This is a genomic window from Pelagibacterium sp. (assembly GCF_035555455.1).
GTDB lineage: Bacteria > Pseudomonadota > Alphaproteobacteria > Rhizobiales > Devosiaceae > Pelagibacterium.
Genome location: NZ_DATMGM010000019.1, coordinates 18331 through 32739, shown reverse-complemented (window position 1 = coordinate 32739; position 14409 = coordinate 18331). Strand labels below are relative to the sequence as shown.

General features: G+C 63.7%; 15 protein-coding genes. 6 read left to right on the top strand and 9 right to left on the bottom strand.

Features of this window, described 5'->3' with window-relative positions:
* The first annotated feature begins 15 nt into the window (after positions 1 to 15).
* The 4 genes from VNS12_RS03390 to VNS12_RS03375 all read left to right on the top strand — a co-directional run bounded on the left by VNS12_RS03390 (position 16) and on the right by VNS12_RS03375 (position 4179).
* Positions 16 to 1107, top strand: coding sequence for a hypothetical protein (locus VNS12_RS03390; RefSeq protein WP_325486434.1), 1092 nt, complete (start codon positions 16 to 18; stop codon positions 1105 to 1107).
* Between the two features lie 160 nt (positions 1108 to 1267).
* Positions 1268 to 2800 carry a tripartite tricarboxylate transporter permease gene (locus VNS12_RS03385; RefSeq protein ID WP_325486433.1) on the top strand — a complete coding sequence of 511 codons (1533 nt, stop codon included), beginning with the start codon at positions 1268 to 1270 and terminating at the stop codon, positions 2798 to 2800.
* The gene (locus VNS12_RS03380; protein WP_325486432.1) at positions 2797 to 3321 is read left to right on the top strand and encodes a hypothetical protein; all 525 of its coding nucleotides are present in this window, start codon (positions 2797 to 2799) and stop codon (positions 3319 to 3321) included. The genes VNS12_RS03385 and VNS12_RS03380 overlap by 4 nt, the downstream gene beginning before the upstream one ends.
* Positions 3322 to 3327: 6 nt before the next feature.
* Positions 3328 to 4179 (top strand): sulfite exporter TauE/SafE family protein, encoded by an 852-nt coding sequence (locus VNS12_RS03375; protein ID WP_325486431.1) that lies wholly within the window; start codon positions 3328 to 3330, stop codon positions 4177 to 4179.
* Here the strand turns inward: VNS12_RS03375 and pip are convergent, their stop codons facing one another.
* The 8 genes from pip to recQ form a co-directional block, all read right to left on the bottom strand.
* On the bottom strand, positions 4180 to 5142 hold the full coding sequence (pip, locus tag VNS12_RS03370; RefSeq protein ID WP_325486430.1) for a prolyl aminopeptidase: 963 nt from the start codon (positions 5140 to 5142) through the stop codon (positions 4180 to 4182).
* Positions 5135 to 6346, bottom strand: a complete 1212-nt coding sequence (pqqE, locus tag VNS12_RS03365; RefSeq protein ID WP_325486429.1) for a pyrroloquinoline quinone biosynthesis protein PqqE — start codon at positions 6344 to 6346, stop codon at positions 5135 to 5137. Before pqqE ends, pip begins: the two co-directional genes overlap by 8 nt.
* Positions 6343 to 6669 (bottom strand): pyrroloquinoline quinone biosynthesis peptide chaperone PqqD, encoded by a 327-nt coding sequence (gene pqqD, locus VNS12_RS03360; protein WP_414693053.1) that lies wholly within the window; start codon positions 6667 to 6669, stop codon positions 6343 to 6345. Before pqqD ends, pqqE begins: the two co-directional genes overlap by 4 nt.
* Complete coding sequence (gene pqqC / locus VNS12_RS03355; protein ID WP_325486428.1) at positions 6666 to 7430, bottom strand: pyrroloquinoline-quinone synthase PqqC; 765 nt, start codon at positions 7428 to 7430, stop codon at positions 6666 to 6668. The genes pqqD and pqqC overlap by 4 nt, the downstream gene beginning before the upstream one ends.
* A complete protein-coding gene (gene pqqB / locus VNS12_RS03350) occupies positions 7427 to 8335 on the bottom strand; it encodes a pyrroloquinoline quinone biosynthesis protein PqqB (protein ID WP_325486427.1) in 909 nt (302 codons plus the stop codon). Before pqqB ends, pqqC begins: the two co-directional genes overlap by 4 nt.
* Before the next feature lie 28 nt (positions 8336 to 8363).
* Positions 8364 to 8444 (bottom strand): pyrroloquinoline quinone precursor peptide PqqA, encoded by an 81-nt coding sequence (gene pqqA / locus VNS12_RS03345; RefSeq protein WP_041528725.1) that lies wholly within the window; start codon positions 8442 to 8444, stop codon positions 8364 to 8366.
* A 135-nt stretch (positions 8445 to 8579) separates the two neighbouring features.
* A complete protein-coding gene (locus tag VNS12_RS03340; RefSeq protein WP_325486426.1) occupies positions 8580 to 9584 on the bottom strand; it encodes a LysR family transcriptional regulator in 1005 nt (334 codons plus the stop codon).
* Positions 9585 to 9670: 86 nt separating this feature from the next.
* A complete protein-coding gene (gene recQ, locus VNS12_RS03335) occupies positions 9671 to 11506 on the bottom strand; it encodes a DNA helicase RecQ (protein WP_325486425.1) in 1836 nt (611 codons plus the stop codon).
* A gap of 141 nt (positions 11507 to 11647) precedes the next feature.
* Between recQ and VNS12_RS03330 the strand changes: the two genes are divergently transcribed.
* Together VNS12_RS03330 and VNS12_RS03325 are read left to right on the top strand one after the other, a co-directional pair.
* Positions 11648 to 12190: a TRAP transporter small permease gene (locus VNS12_RS03330; protein ID WP_325486424.1), complete on the top strand. Its 543-nt coding sequence runs from the start codon at positions 11648 to 11650 to the stop codon at positions 12188 to 12190.
* On the top strand, positions 12187 to 13509 hold the full coding sequence (locus tag VNS12_RS03325; protein ID WP_325486423.1) for a TRAP transporter large permease: 1323 nt from the start codon (positions 12187 to 12189) through the stop codon (positions 13507 to 13509). Before VNS12_RS03330 ends, VNS12_RS03325 begins: the two co-directional genes overlap by 4 nt.
* Here the strand turns inward: VNS12_RS03325 and VNS12_RS03320 are convergent, their stop codons facing one another.
* On the bottom strand, positions 13510 to 14370 hold the full coding sequence (locus tag VNS12_RS03320) for an SMP-30/gluconolactonase/LRE family protein (protein WP_325486422.1): 861 nt from the start codon (positions 14368 to 14370) through the stop codon (positions 13510 to 13512).
* Between the last annotated feature and the right edge of the window lie 39 nt (positions 14371 to 14409).

Sequence of the window (14409 nt, the reverse complement as noted above, 5' to 3'; positions counted from 1 at the left end):
CAAAAGGAGGAAACAATGTCTGTAATTCGGAAATTGATGACCGCAACCACGGTTTTTTCCGCAGTTGCGTTTGGCGCCGCGTTCGCGGTGCAGGCCCAGTTCGACGCCGAGGCCCACTTCCGCGGCAAGACAATCACCATCGTGGTGCCCTCGGGTGCCGGGTCGGCCACCGACCTCAACGCCCGCCAGCTTGGCAACATCCTGGGCAGCAACGTGCCGGGCAATCCCACCGTGGTCGTCCAGAACATGGGCGGCGGCGGGGGCGTGACGGGCCTCAATAATTTCTATCGGACCGCAGCGCCCGATGGCCTGACGCTGCTGTTCCAGGGGGGAACCGCGTTCCGCCAGGTCCTGTCCGATATCGTGGGGGCCGAGCATGACATGAACAAGATGGAGGCGCTGGGCGGCATCGGGGGCGGCGCGGTCGTGTACGCCAACAGCGACAGCGTGCCGTCGGTCGAGGCCTTGATGGGCGATGCCGACCGGCAGTTTTTCGTTGGCCTTCGCGATATTTCCTCGATCCCGACTTTCGATATGCTCGCACGCCTGGCGATCCTCGATACCGCGTTCCGCGGCGTGCTCTATCCCGGCGGTGCGTCGGAGGCCCGGCTCGCGATTTTCCGGGGGGAGGCGGACGTTTTCAGCGAGAACGAACCGGCCTTTACCCAGCAGATCCAGCCCGAGATCGATGCGGGCACCATCCTGCCGCTGTGGCAGACCGGCTTGCTGGTGGACGGCGATCTGGTGCGTGATCCCCAGACACCGTCCGTGCCGACCTTCCGCGAGGTCTATGCGCAACTGGGCGGCGCGCCCGTCGAAGGCGTGTTGGCGGAGGCGTTGGAGATCGCCGATCTGAGCAACACGGTGTTCTTCTCGCTCTATGCGGCTCCCGAAACCCCGGACGATATCGTCGCGGTGCTCGGCGAAGCGGTCTGGGTCACGCTCAACGACGAGGACTTCCTGTCCTCCACCCAGGTGAACGGCGCGTCGTCCCACATCGTCGATGCGCTGACCGCGACTGCGGCCAGCCGGAGGATCGCCAATGTCTCGCCCGCCCTGCGCGAAGCCTATCTGGCCTGGTGGCAGAACGCCGGGCTCGATCTTTAGAGCGTTTCGAGGAAAAGCGGACCGGCTTTCCGGTTCGGAAACGCGATAAAACAAGGAGTTAGGGCACCTGATCCGGTTCAAATCGGATCAGGACTGCTCGGGTTCTCAAGCGCGTCCCGTATCCGCCATGGCGGCGGTACGGGATGGAAGGGACAATACCATGTTCGAAGCATTGCTGGCCGCATCGGTCATGCTCATCGAACCAATGAACATCGTGGCGCTGGTTGGCGGCGTGCTTCTTGGTTTGTTTTTTGGCGTCGTGCCCGGCCTGGGGGGCGTTGCCGGGCTGGCGCTACTTCTGCCGTTTACATTCTATCTCGAGTCTTCGGTGGCCATCCTGATGATGGTCGGGCTGTTCACCGCCATTTCGATCAGTGACATCTTCCCCTCGATCCTGATGGGCGTGCCCGGAAGTGCAGGCTCGCAGGCGACGATCGTCGATGGTTACCCCATGACCAAGAACGGCGAGGGCAACCGGGCGTTGGGGGCGGGTTTTGCCGCAGCGACCTTCGGCGGGATCGTCGGCGGCATCGTCCTGTTCGCGAGCCTGCCGGTTCTGCGCCCGTTCGTATTGTCGTTCGGTTCGCCCGAGTTCTTCATGCTGGGGCTGCTCGGCATCACCATGGTTGCGGTGCTGAGCAAGGGCAGCATGGTGCGCGGGTTTCTCGCCGCAGCACTGGGCCTGGCCATTTCGATGGTCGGCGCTGGTCCGCAAACCGCGCATCTGCGATGGACGTTCGACAATTTCTATCTTTCCGAAGGGGTGCCGTTCATTCCCCTCGCCCTTGGCCTGTTTGCCATTCCCGAGATCATCGAAATCTATGTGAAGGGCACCTCGATTTCCAACGCCGGGGAGCAGCCAAGGGAACGCTTCTGGTTCCGGCTGGTGTTTTCGATCAAGGACGTCATGGGCAACTGGTTCCTGGCTCTGAGGACGTCGGTGGTCGGCATCGTGGTGGGCGTCATTCCCGGGCTGGGCAATTCTGTGGTCGATTGGTTCGCCTATGGTCACGCGCTGACCTCGGAGCCCAATGCCCGCGAAACCTTCGGCAAGGGTGATGTGCGCGGCGTGATCGCCCCGGAAACCGCCAGTTCCAGCATGCGCGCCGGTGGCCTCATTCCCACGCTGGCGTTCGGGATTCCCGGCAGCCCGGCGATGGCGGTGTTCATGGGCGGCATGCTGTTCCACGACATCATCCCCGGCCCGCAGATGCTGACCCGCAATCTCGACATGACGCTGCTGATCGTGCTTGCCCTGATCGTCGCCAGCATCATTGGCGGCATCCTGTGCATTGGCCTGATCCGGGTGTTTGGCAAGGTGGCGACGGTTCCCGCGCACTATATCGTGCCTGCGATTCTCGTGGTCTGCGTCTTCGCGTCGTTCCAGGAAAACTGGGATTACCTCGATCTGCTGTTCCTGCTCGGCTTCTCGATCCTGGGCTGGAGCATGAAGGTGGGGGGCTGGTCGCGTCCGGCGCTCGTGCTCGCGGTCGTCCTTGGGCCGATCCTGGAGCAATATTACTTCTTGTCGGTCGGCCGGTTCGGGTTTGAGTGGATCACGCGTCCCGCCGTGCTGATCATCGCCGCGATCATCGTCCTCGCCTTTGTCTATGGGTTCCGTTCGGAACGCCGGGACAAATCGAAAGACACCGACACCGGTGCACAAAGCGTTTCGGAAGGAGCAGACAAGTGAAGCAAGGCTGGCTCGACAAGATACCGCTCTGGTTTTCTCCACGGATGATGTCGTGGGCAATTCTCGCCTTCTTTGCCCTCGCGCTTCTGACGATCCTGTTTCCGGACCGGCCCTGGCCGGCCCGATCCGCCATCTTCCCCATCGGGATCGTGTCGGTGGCGCTGGTCCTCTCGGCGATGGAGATTGCAATTGCCAAGATTCCCTATCTCAACGCCCGGTTTGCGCCGACAGGTGTGCTCGATCTTGGACTGCCGGAAGATGTCGATGAGACCAAGGTGGTCGGGCGCTCTAATGCGGCGATCCTCTGGCTGGTCTTCATCGTTGTCGGGTTCGCCATTGTCGGCTTTCAGGTCACCGTGGTTCTTTTCACCGCAACCTATCTGCGCGTGATGGCGAAAGCTCCACTGCTCACCACGGTGATCTATACTGCCGTCACCTGGCTGGCGATCTTTGTGGGCATTGAATCGATGATTTCGATCCCCTGGCCCAAGCCCCTGATTATGCAGTTTGTTGGTCTGTAACGCCTCATGATTATCGATATTGCCGTGTCCGATCTCATCTTTCTGGGCGTCGGACTTCTGGTGGCGGGCGGATTGACAGGCGTTCTCGCCGGCGTGTTTGGCGTCGGCGGGGGCGTGCTGATCGTCCCTGTCCTCTACGAATTGTTTCGCTACCTGTCCGTGCCCGAAGCGGTCATCATGCCGCTGTGCATCGGGACCTCGCTCGCCATCATCATTCCGACCTCGATCCGCTCGTTTCTGGCGCATCGGGCCAAAGGAGCGGTGGATGGGTCGATCCTCGCTGTCTGGGCGGTGCCGGTGGTTACTGGCGTCATCCTTGGCGGCTTTCTCGCCCGGTTCCTGCCCCAGGAGGTCTTCAAGCTGGTGTTTATCGGCGTCGCGTCGGTTTCGGCGGCGCGACTGCTGTTCGGTCGGGACGGATGGGTGATCTCGTCCGAACTGCCGGGAAAGCTCGTGATGCGGCTTTATGGCGTCATCATCGGGATATTGTCGGCATTGATGGGCATCGGGGGCGGACAATTATCCAGCCTGTTCATGATGTTTTACGGCAGGCCCATCCATCAGGCCGTCGCAACGTCTTCGGGGCTGGGCGTGCTGATCTCCATACCCGGCGCCATATCCTACATCCTCGCTGGCTGGTCGCGGGCCGCGGATTTCCCCGAAGTCGCGGTTCTCCAGCCGCCGCTGGCGCTTGGCTTCGTCTCGCTGATCGGTGCGCTGTTTTTCATACCGGCCAGCCTGCTGACCGCGCCGTTTGGCGTTGTTCTGGCGCACAGCCTGAGCAAACGCCGTCTGGAAATCGCTTTTGGGATTTTCCTCGTCGTCGTGGCGCTGCGCTTTGTGCTTTCGATAGTCTGATCAGACGCCCGCCAACTCGCTGATGGCCTGTTGCATGGCGGCTTCGACGCCGGGTTCGGTCTGGGAGTGCCCGGCTCCGGCGATCGGGATCACCTTGGCTCCGGGCCAGCGTTCGGCGAGGGCATAGGCGGTGGCGGGCGGGCAGAGCAGGTCGTAGCGGCCCTGAATGATACGGCCGGGGATGGTGCCCAGAACCGGGGCGTTGTCCATCAACTGATTGGGGGCGAGAAAGCAGTCGTTGGAAAAATAATGCGCTTCCATGGCAGGGGTGGAGGGCCGCGCCGCGCCCTGTGCCGTGATCGCCTGATGATCGAGCCGGTCATGGGGCGGAGCGATCTGCGAGAGCGCGCGCTCGGTCTGATACCAGGCCATCACCGCCGGGCGGCTCACCTCGGGATCGGGCGACAGGATGCGCCGCCAGTAGGCGTCGAGCGGCGCGTGGCGTTCGTCTTGCGGCAGCATCTCCAGAAAATCGGCATGAAGGGCCGGATAGAACCGCGAAAGGCCGGTGCCGAACGCCCATTCCAGTTCCTGCCGCGTGCCCAGAAAGGTGGCGCGCAGGACGATGCCGGTGACGCGGTCGGGATGGGCCTGGGCATAGGCCAGCGCGAGGGTCGCGCCCCACGAACCTCCCACCACCATCCAGCGCTCGATGCCGAGCCTGGTGCGGATGGTTTCCATATCGGCGACCAGATGGGCGGTGGTGTTGTTGGTACGCGCGCCGTGCGGCGTGCTGCGGCCCGCGCCGCGCTGGTCGAACAGCACCGCGCGAAACACGTCCGGATCGAACAGAAGCCGGTGGCCGGGCTGGCAGCCGCTGCCGGGGCCGCCATGCAGATAGACCGCCGGAATGCCCAGCGGGTGGCCGACGGTCTCGACGTAAAGCTGGTGCCCGTCGCCCACATCGACCATTTTTGTGGTCAGCGGGGCGAAGGGATCGGCGGCGACAAGGCCTTCAGGCATCGTCAGCGCTTTCGGCTTCCAGTGTTCCCCCGGCAAAATTGCGATAGATGAACCGGTTGGTGCCGGTCTCGGATTCCGTCTGCGCCGTCTTGAAGATCTTTTCGTGGAACGGGGAGAGCGAACAGGCCGGGTCGGTGTTGTCGGCGCTGCCGGTCAGTGCAAAGGCCTGGCAGCGGCAGCCGCCGAAATCGACCTCCTTGAAGGCGCAGCTCCGGCAAGGTTCGGGCATCCAGCCGGTGCCGCGATAGCGGTTGAAGGCTTCGGAGTTTTTCCAGATCCAGGCGATCGAATGGTTCGAGCGCACCGACATGAAATCCAGCCCTTCGATGGATTCCGCTGCGTGGCAGGGCAGCACCTTGCCCGACGGGGTGATGTTGAAGAACTGCCGTCCCCAGCCGCCCATGCATTTCTTGGGGCGTTCGGCGTAATAATCGGGAATGACGAAATCGATATCGAGGATGCCCTTGAGCCGGACTTGCGCTTCTTCAACGATCTGCGTCGAGCGCTCGATCTGTTCGATGGTGGGCATCAGCGCGGCGCGGTTCTTGAGCGCCCAGCCGTAATATTGGACGTTGGCCACCTCGATCCGGTCGGCGTCCATTTCAACGGCCATGTCGATGATCTGTTCGAGCTGATCGAGGTTCTGCCGGTGCATCACCGCGTTGACGGTGAGCGGCAGATCGAGCTCGCGCGCCCAGCGGGCGACTTCGTGCTTTTTGGCGTGGGCGTTGCGGAATCCGGCCACCCGGTCGGCCAGCGCGGCATTGCTGCCCTGAAAGCTGATCTGGATGTGGGACAGGCCCGCATCGGCGATTTCCGTCAGCTTGTCCTTGTTCAGCAGCACCGCCGAGGTGATGAGGTTGGTATAAAGGTCAAGCTCACTCGCATGGCGGACCAGTTCGACGATATCCTTGCGCGCCGTGGGCTCGCCGCCGGAAAAGTGCACCTGCAGCACACCGATCTCGGCCAATTCGTCGAGCACCTTTTTCCATTCCTCGGTGGTGAGTTCGTTGCGCGAACGCTCCATCTCCACCGGGTTGGAACAATAGGGGCACTGAAGCGGGCAGCGATGGGTCAATTCCAGCAACACCGCCAGCGGAATGCCATATTCTGCGGCGACCCGCTTGCCATCGCCTTCCAGCAGCGCAAGGCCGTCATTGGGATCGACCGCCAGGGGGGCGGATTGGGTCAGGGTCGGGCTCATGGTCGTGTTCCTCCCTTGTCAATGAGGAAGCCGGAATCGGCGAGGTCCTGGAGCATCTCGATCACATCGGCGCCGATCTGCTCTTCCGGGGCGGCGTATTTCTCTGCGAGCACCGCCGCGATCGCGGCGATCGACCGCTCGCCGTCGCACAATTGCAGCACTTCGACGGCGATCTCATCGGGGGCCAGCACCCGTTCGGGGACCAGCAGCACCCAGCGCTCGCGCGTTTCATCGAGCCGCAGCTTCACCCCGCGCGCCAGCGCCGGAACGCTGTCGAGGGTGGCGGTCATCCGCCGACGCAGGGCGGGCGCGGTCCGGATCATTGGCCAGCCGGAACGAACGCGCCGGGCGGAATATGGCCGTCCACATAGGCGTGGTGCAGCGCATCGAGTTGCACCCACAGCACGTTGGTCTTGAAGATCAGCGCGTTGCACACCAGCCGCCGTTCCTCGGGCGTTCTGGCATGCTCACGCACATAGCGCAGGGCGAAATCTGCGTCGCGCGGGGCCTGTTCCAGACGGCGGGTGAAATAGGTCATCACCGTGGGGTCGATGAAGTCGTAATGCTCCAGCATGCCGGAAATGCGCTCCTGATGCAGGTTGGGCGCAAACAGTTCGGTCAGCGAGGAGGCAATGGCTTCCAGCGGCGAGCGATCGCGCACGAAATGCACATAGGCTTCGACGGCGAACCGCGTGGCGGGCAGAATGCCTTCGGTGGATTCCACATAACCGGCGTCGAGGCCCAACCCGGTGGTCAGCTTGAGCCAGCGCTCGATGCCGCCTTCGCTGTCGAGTTCGCCGTCATGGTCGGAAATCCGGTGCCGCCATTCCACCCGCGTGGCGCGGTCGCGGAACCGCGAAATCACCACGGCGTCCTTGATGGGAATGGTGCTCTGGTAATAATAGCGGTTCAGCGCCCAGGCCTGCACCTGCCCCTTGTCGAGCTTGCCACCGTGCAGCAGGCCGTGAAACGGGTGCAGGTTGTGATAGCGGGTCGCCCCGATATGGCGCAGCGCCGCTTCGAGGTCGTCGGCGCTGTCGAGCGCGACGTCAGGGGCGACCGAAATGGACGTCATGGCGTTCATAGGGTGATCTCCAGTCCTTCGGCCGGTATGGTCCAGCCCCCGGCCTCAAGGGCTTTGCGCTCCGCCGAATCCGGGCGCAGGGCGGCATTTGAATTGTTGATGTGAAAGAAAAACTTCTGGCCGATCGCCACATCGGCCCAGGCGGGCATGGCGTCCTGCATCGAAATATGCCCCATGCGCTGACCGGTCTTCGTGCTCAGCCCGGCGGCGACCATTTCGTCGTCCTGCCATAGCGTGCCGTCGAAAAACAGCGCATCGGCACCCGCTGCGATCGCCTTGACCTCTGGCGTAACCGTGGCGCAGGCGGGCAGGAACACGACGCTTGTTCCATCGGTCTCGCTGGTGATTTTCAGCCCGAGCGTATCGCCGGCTTCATGGTCGGCAGCGCCTTCGAGAAACAGCGCCGTCTTACCCGGCGCAATGAACGGCTCGATGCGCAGGCCAGAGGCGATGCCATCGGGCAGGGTGGGGATAAACGCCGTGTCGGGCGTGATCGCCTGCCGTGTGACGACTTCGGGCCGCAAGGCGTTGAAAATCGAATTGTCCGCGAGGATCGAGAGCACCCGTTCATGGGCGTAAAGCGTGAAGGGCGAGCCTTCACGCAGGGTCAGCAGGCCGGTAATGGCGTCGATCTCGCCGCCGGTGAGGATGACCCCGGCAATCGGGGAATGGCGCAATGCGCCCGGCTTGGGGTGCAGCGCCGGAGTATTGGCAATCTGCTGGCGGATATCGGGCGACGCGTTGATGAGGAACCAGTGTTCCCCGTCGGCGCTGACCGCAGCACACGCCTGATTGGCGGCGGGGCCGGGTGCGCCGGTGCGCGCCTTACGGCAATTGTCGCAACCGCAATTCCACTGGGGAACGCCGCCGCCTGCCGCGGCACCGAGAATGATGATCTTGATCATGAAACAGGTACCGCGACAGGCAAGCCGATTACTTGCGCTTGGCGCAGGCGTACATGTTGATTTCCATGGAAACCGGGATTTCGGTGAGCTTGGGCTTGTTCCAGGCCATAGCGTTTCTCCTCGCTAAACACACGGCGATATTGCCGCGCGCTTATGCTGCGAAGAGCGCGCCCGACGCGCAATCTATGGAGCTTATATGTCGCAGGCTATGGCGAGAGGCGGCAGCTAAGCCCCCGCAAAAACGTCAGAATCTCGCCTGCTCGCCATCGTCGAGGAAGGGTGGAATGGGCAGCGTCTGGGGCAGGTCCGTTTCCCGTCCCACCGCCTCCAGCGCGTCGAGAAAGGTGCGATAGGGCTCGATCCGTTGGTACTGCGAGGGGATCAGAGCGACGATCCGGCGGGGGGCGGCGTTGACCTTGTAGAGCTTGACGCCCTCCAGCGGCTGGGCCCCATGCAGCACCGAAAGCGTGGGCACAAGGCAGATACCCGCCCCGGCCCGCACCAGCTCGGTCGCGACCTCGAAGCTGCGGCACTGGGCGACCACCTCGTGCTCGGGAAACAGCCGTTCATACCAATGCTGCACCCGCTTGGTATGCTGGGTGCCGAACGAAAACTGGATCGACTGGTTGAGCGTCGCGTAATGGGCGGCCGACAGGTCCCGGCGCGGATCGCGCACACTGGCCAGGTCGATATGGTCGGGCACCGCCAACACGTGGGCGTCGGCGAGCAGCGGGATTTGCAGGAACCCGCCGCCCGAATCCGCCACCGAATTGTCGGCCAGAAGCCCCACCGCAATGCGGCGCTCATAGAGCAGTTCGAGGATATCGGCGGGTGCCCTGTCCTGAATGTCAAAATCGATATCGGGAAACGTCTGGCGCACATGGTGCAGCGCCGCAGGCAGCAGGATGCGCAGCGCAGAGGCGATACCGGCCACCCGTATGGTCACGCGCCGCCCGGTGGTGAACTGTAGCAGCCCGTCTTCGAGATCGCGCATCCCGCGCAACACGTGCTCGGCCTTGGGCAGCAGATATTGCCCCGACTCGGTCAGTTCCATCTCCCCCGGGCGGCGGTTGAACAGCCGCGTGCCCACCATGGTTTCAAGCCGCGACAATTGCTGCGACAGCGAGGGCTGGGTGATGCCCAACTGCTTGGCGGCCTCGGTCAGGGTCGACGCCTGGGCGACGGCGGTGAAGATGCGCAATTGGTGGATCGAAATCTCGGCGGGCGCGCCAGATGCAGATTTGCTCATGAAAATCGGGCCGAATACGTGAGGGGCACCCCTTGTGTTGCCGATTGCAGCGGCTCGTTCAAGGGCATTCACCGTTGGGTGCGACCCTAGCCGTCCTCGGCAATCGCTTTGAGGAACGCCGCGCCGTAGCGTTCCAGCTTGGCGTCGCCCACGCCGGGCAGGGCCCGCAGGGCCGTCAGCGTCTGTGGTTTGTGCACCGCCATGGCCCGCAGCGAGGTGTCCTGAAACACCACATAGGGCGGCACGCCCTGGGCCGAAGCCAGTTCGCGACGGACCTTGCGCAGCCGCTCGAAGATCGCCCCGGCCTCATCCGAAAGCGTTTCGCCGCCGCCCAGCGCCCGGTGCGTGTCGCGTTGCCGCCGCTCGGGATCGCGGCGGAAGGTGACGGGCCGCTCACCGCGAAACACCTCGCGCGCGCCCGCGTCGAGATAGAGCGCGCCATGGGCCTCGTGGTTCACATGCACCAGCCCCATGGCGGTGAGCTGGCGCACAACGGAACGCCAGGTCTTGGTCGCGATGTCCTGCCCCACCCCGAACACCGGCAGGTGCTGATGGCTGAAGCGTTCGACCTTTTCCGTCGCCTTGCCGGTCACCACGTCGATCACATGCCCGGCCCCGAACCGCTGGCCGGTGCGATAGATGGCCGACATGATCTTGTTGGCCGCGTCCGTTCCGTCCCAGGTATCCACAGGATTGAGGCAGGTATCGCAATTGCCGCACTTGCCCGCATGGTCTTCGCCGAAATGCTTGAGCACGACCTGCCGCCGGCATCCGGCGGTCTCGCATACGCCCAACAATGCATTGAGCTTTGCGTTTTCCAGCCGCTTGATCTCTTCAGGCGCGTTGCCTTCCCCGATCATGCGCCGCCGCTGGCTCACATCGGCCAGCCCGTAACACATCCACGCTTCCGCTGGCTGTCCGTCGCGGCCCGCGCGTCCGGTTTCCTGATAATAGGCCTCGATGGAAGACGGCAGGTCCATATGGGCGACATAGCGCACATCGGGCTTGTCGATCCCCATCCCGAACGCCACCGTGGCCACGAGGCACACCGCATCTTCCTTGAGGAAAGCATCCTGATGGCGGGCGCGAATGTCGGCGTCGAGCCCGGCGTGATAGGGCAGGGCGGGGATGCCCTTGTCGTTGAGGAATTCGGCAATCGCCTCCACCTTGGCGCGCGACAGGCAATAGACGATGCCGCTTTCCCCCTCATGTCGTCCGAGGAAGTCCAGAAGCTGGGTCCGCGCGCTGGTGCGCTCGACAATGGTGTAGCCGATATTGGGCCGGTCGAAGCTGGTGATGAATTGCGCTGCCTGCTCCAGCCCCAGCCGCTCGATCAGATCGGCGCGGGTGGTGGGGTCCGCCGTTGCTGTCAGCGCCATGCGCGGCACATGCGGAAACAGCTCCTGCAGCTTGGACAGCTCGCGATATTCGGGCCGGAAATCATGGCCCCACTGGCTCACGCAATGGGCCTCGTCGATGGCAAACAGGGCAATGTCGAGACTGGCCAGAAGGTCGAGAAACCCCGGTGCCGACAACCGTTCGGGGGCGACGTACAGCAGGTCGATTTCGCCATCGCGCAGGGCTTGCCGCACCGCGCGGTTCTCATCCGCCGTCAGTGACGAATTGAGCGCGGCTGCCCTCACCCCGGCCTGTTTGAGCGCCTCGACCTGATCGCGCATCAAGGCAATCAGGGGCGAAATGACCACTCCGACCCCCTGACGGCACAGCGCCGGGATCTGGTAGCACAGCGATTTTCCCGCCCCGGTGGGAAACAGCACCACGGCATCGCCGCCGCCATTGACGTGTGAGATCACCGCTTCCTGCTGGCCGCGAAAGGCGTCGAGCCCGAACACCGAGCGCAGAATCTCCAGTCCGTCCCCTGTCTTGTGGGCAGGGGCTGGAGTGTTGGCAAAAAGCGACATGGAGTGGTGCAAACCCGGCGGAAAAGGAAAAACGATTCGCTTTGCATTTGACCGGTATCGCCCTTCCGGTGCAAGCCGTCGTTGGGTCGGGGTTGCGCAGCCCTCCATTTGGATTTACTCGGCGAACACGGGGGAGCACAGGTGTTCAAGGATCAATCGCCATTGGGGCGCGGCGTGCATGCGCTGGCCAAGGGAATGGCGCTGTTGGGCGGCGCGGCGCTGATCGGTCTTGTGGTGCTGGTGGTCGCCAGCGTCATCGGCCGCGCGCTGCTCTGGGCTGGCCTGCGGCCAGTGCCCGGCGATTATGAACTGGTCGAAGCGGGCACGGCCTTTGCCGTCTTTGCCTTCCTGCCCTGGGCCCATCTTGAGCGCGGCCACGCGCTGGTGGCGCTGCTCACCGACCGCTTCGGCCCCACCCTCAACCGCTGGATTCTCGTTCTCACCGACGCGATGATGCTGGCCGCCGCCGGGTTTATCGCCTGGCGTCTGTGGTTCGGGATGCTCGATAAATTCACCTATCGCGAGACCACCGTGCTGCTGCGCCTGCCGCTGGGCTGGGCCTATGCCGCCTGCTTTGCCGGGGCGGTGGTGTTTGTGATTGTCGCGCTGTTCGTTGTTGGTCGCAGCCTTGCCAATGCCGTCTCTGGACATTCCGAACCGGCCCGGGGGGCGGTCGAGCCATGAGCAATCTCGCCCTTGGCCTTCTGGCCTTTCCGGTCATTCTGGCGCTGATTTTCCTGCGCGTCCCCATCGGCCTTGCCATGCTCGGGGTGGGCGTCTTCGGCAGTTGGCTGATCACCGGTTCGCCGGTCCCGATCCTCGCCCAGTTCAAGAACCTCACCTATTCGACCTTTGCCTCCTATTCGCTGTCGATCGTGCCGCTGTTTCTGCTTATGGGCCAGTTCGCGACGCTGTCGGGCATGTCGGCGGCGCTGTTTCGCGCTGCCGCGTCGTGGCTGGGCCATCGCAAGGGCGGGGTGGCCATGGCGGCCATCGGGGCCAGCGCCGGGTTCGGCGCCATCTGCGGGTCCTCGCTTGCCACCGCCGCCACCATGGGGCAGGTGGCACTGCCGGAACTGAAAAAATACGGCTATTCCGGCGCGCTCTCCACTGGCACGGTCGCAGCGGGCGGAACGCTGGGCATTCTCATTCCCCCCTCGGTTATCCTCGTCATTTTCGCCGTGCTGACCGAGCAGAACATCGCAAAACTGTTCATGGCGGCGTTCATCCCCGGTCTGCTGGCCGCGCTCGGGTATGTTGTGGTGATCGCGCTCTATGTCCGCATCCGCCCCGGCGCGGCCCGGCCCCGGCCCCGCGTGCCCTATCGCGAGCGAGTGCGGGACCTCGCTGCGGTCTGGCCGGTGGCGCTGGTGTTCGTGCTGGTGATCGGCGGCATCTATACCGGCATCTTCACCCCCACCGAGGCCGCCGCTATTGGCGCTGCGGGCACCGGCACCATCGCGCTCGCCACCCGCAGCCTGACGAAAAAAGGGCTCGCCGACGCCATTCTGGCCACCGCGTCGTCCACAGCGATGATCTTCCTGATCGTCCTCGGGGCCGCCGCGCTCAACGGGTTTCTCGCCTTGTCGCAATTGCCTCAGTTCCTTGCGGGCTGGGTCTCCGGGCAGGGGCTCGATCCGTGGGTGGTGATGGCGATTGTCCTGATCTTCTACCTCATCCTCGGCTGCGTCATGGATTCGCTGTCGATGGTGCTGTTGACCGTGCCCATCATCTTTCCCATCGTCAGCGTCCTCGATTTCGGCCTGTCGCCCGACGACTTCGCCATCTGGTTCGGCATTCTGGTGCTGATTGTCGTCGAGGTTGGCCTGATCACCCCGCCGGTGGGGATGAACCTGTTCATCATCAATTCCATGGACAGGGACACGCCGCTGTCGCAGACTTTTCTGGGCGCGCTGCCCTTCGTCGCCAGCGATATCGTGCGCACCATCGTGCTGGTGGCGTTCCCGCCGATCACCCTGTGGCTGGTGTGGGTGCTCTATTAGCTAGAGGATCACCGCTGGTTCCGCTTGTCCGCGCCCGACTCCCTCGGCGGCAAACACCATGCCGGACCGCGGACGCGCAGCAAGGTCATCCGCATCCATCCCCTCGCGCGCCGAGGTGCAAAAAAGCGTCGAAAATTCCGGGCCGCCAAAGGCCGGACACGAGGTGTTGGGCGCATCGACTGCGATAGCCCGCAGGAACATGCCGCGCGGATCGTACACCGCGACCCGGCTCGCGCCCCATTGGGCAATCCACAGATTGCCCTCTGCATCCGTCACCGCCCCATCGGGATTGAGCCCCTCCTTGGAGAGATCGAGAAATACCTCCGGCGCGCCGGACGGCATGCCCGTCGTCCCATCCAGCGCCACCCGCCGCACTTCACCGAGTGGCGTGTCGGCAAAATAGGCAAACTGCCGGTCGGGCGAAAAGCAGATCGCGTTGGCGATGGTGATGTCGGTGAACAGCCGCTCCACCCTGCCGTTGACCAGCCGATAAATCGCCCCGGCGCGGGGTTCGGCGTCTTTGTGCATTGAGGAAAACCAGAACCCGCCCCACGGGTCGGCCCGCCCGTCATTGGTGCGCATGCCATAGCCCAGATCGAGGTCGGCAACGATGCGGCGCTCCCCGGTGTCGATAGTGAACTCGATCAGCGCCGTCTCGCTCACCACCAGCAGACGCTCACGATCGATCCAGCCCAACGCCGAGATCATGGCGTCAAAACTCCAGGCCAACTGGTCCGGGCCATCGCGTGATAAAAGGGTGCCGTTGAGGATATCGACCCAGAACAATTGCCCGCGTTCCGGGTGCCACAGCGGGCCTTCACCCAGCTCACACAAACGCTCATCGAAAACACGTGCAGTCATTCTATCACTCCCTTGTCCGGCTGGCCGAGGCGCAGTGCG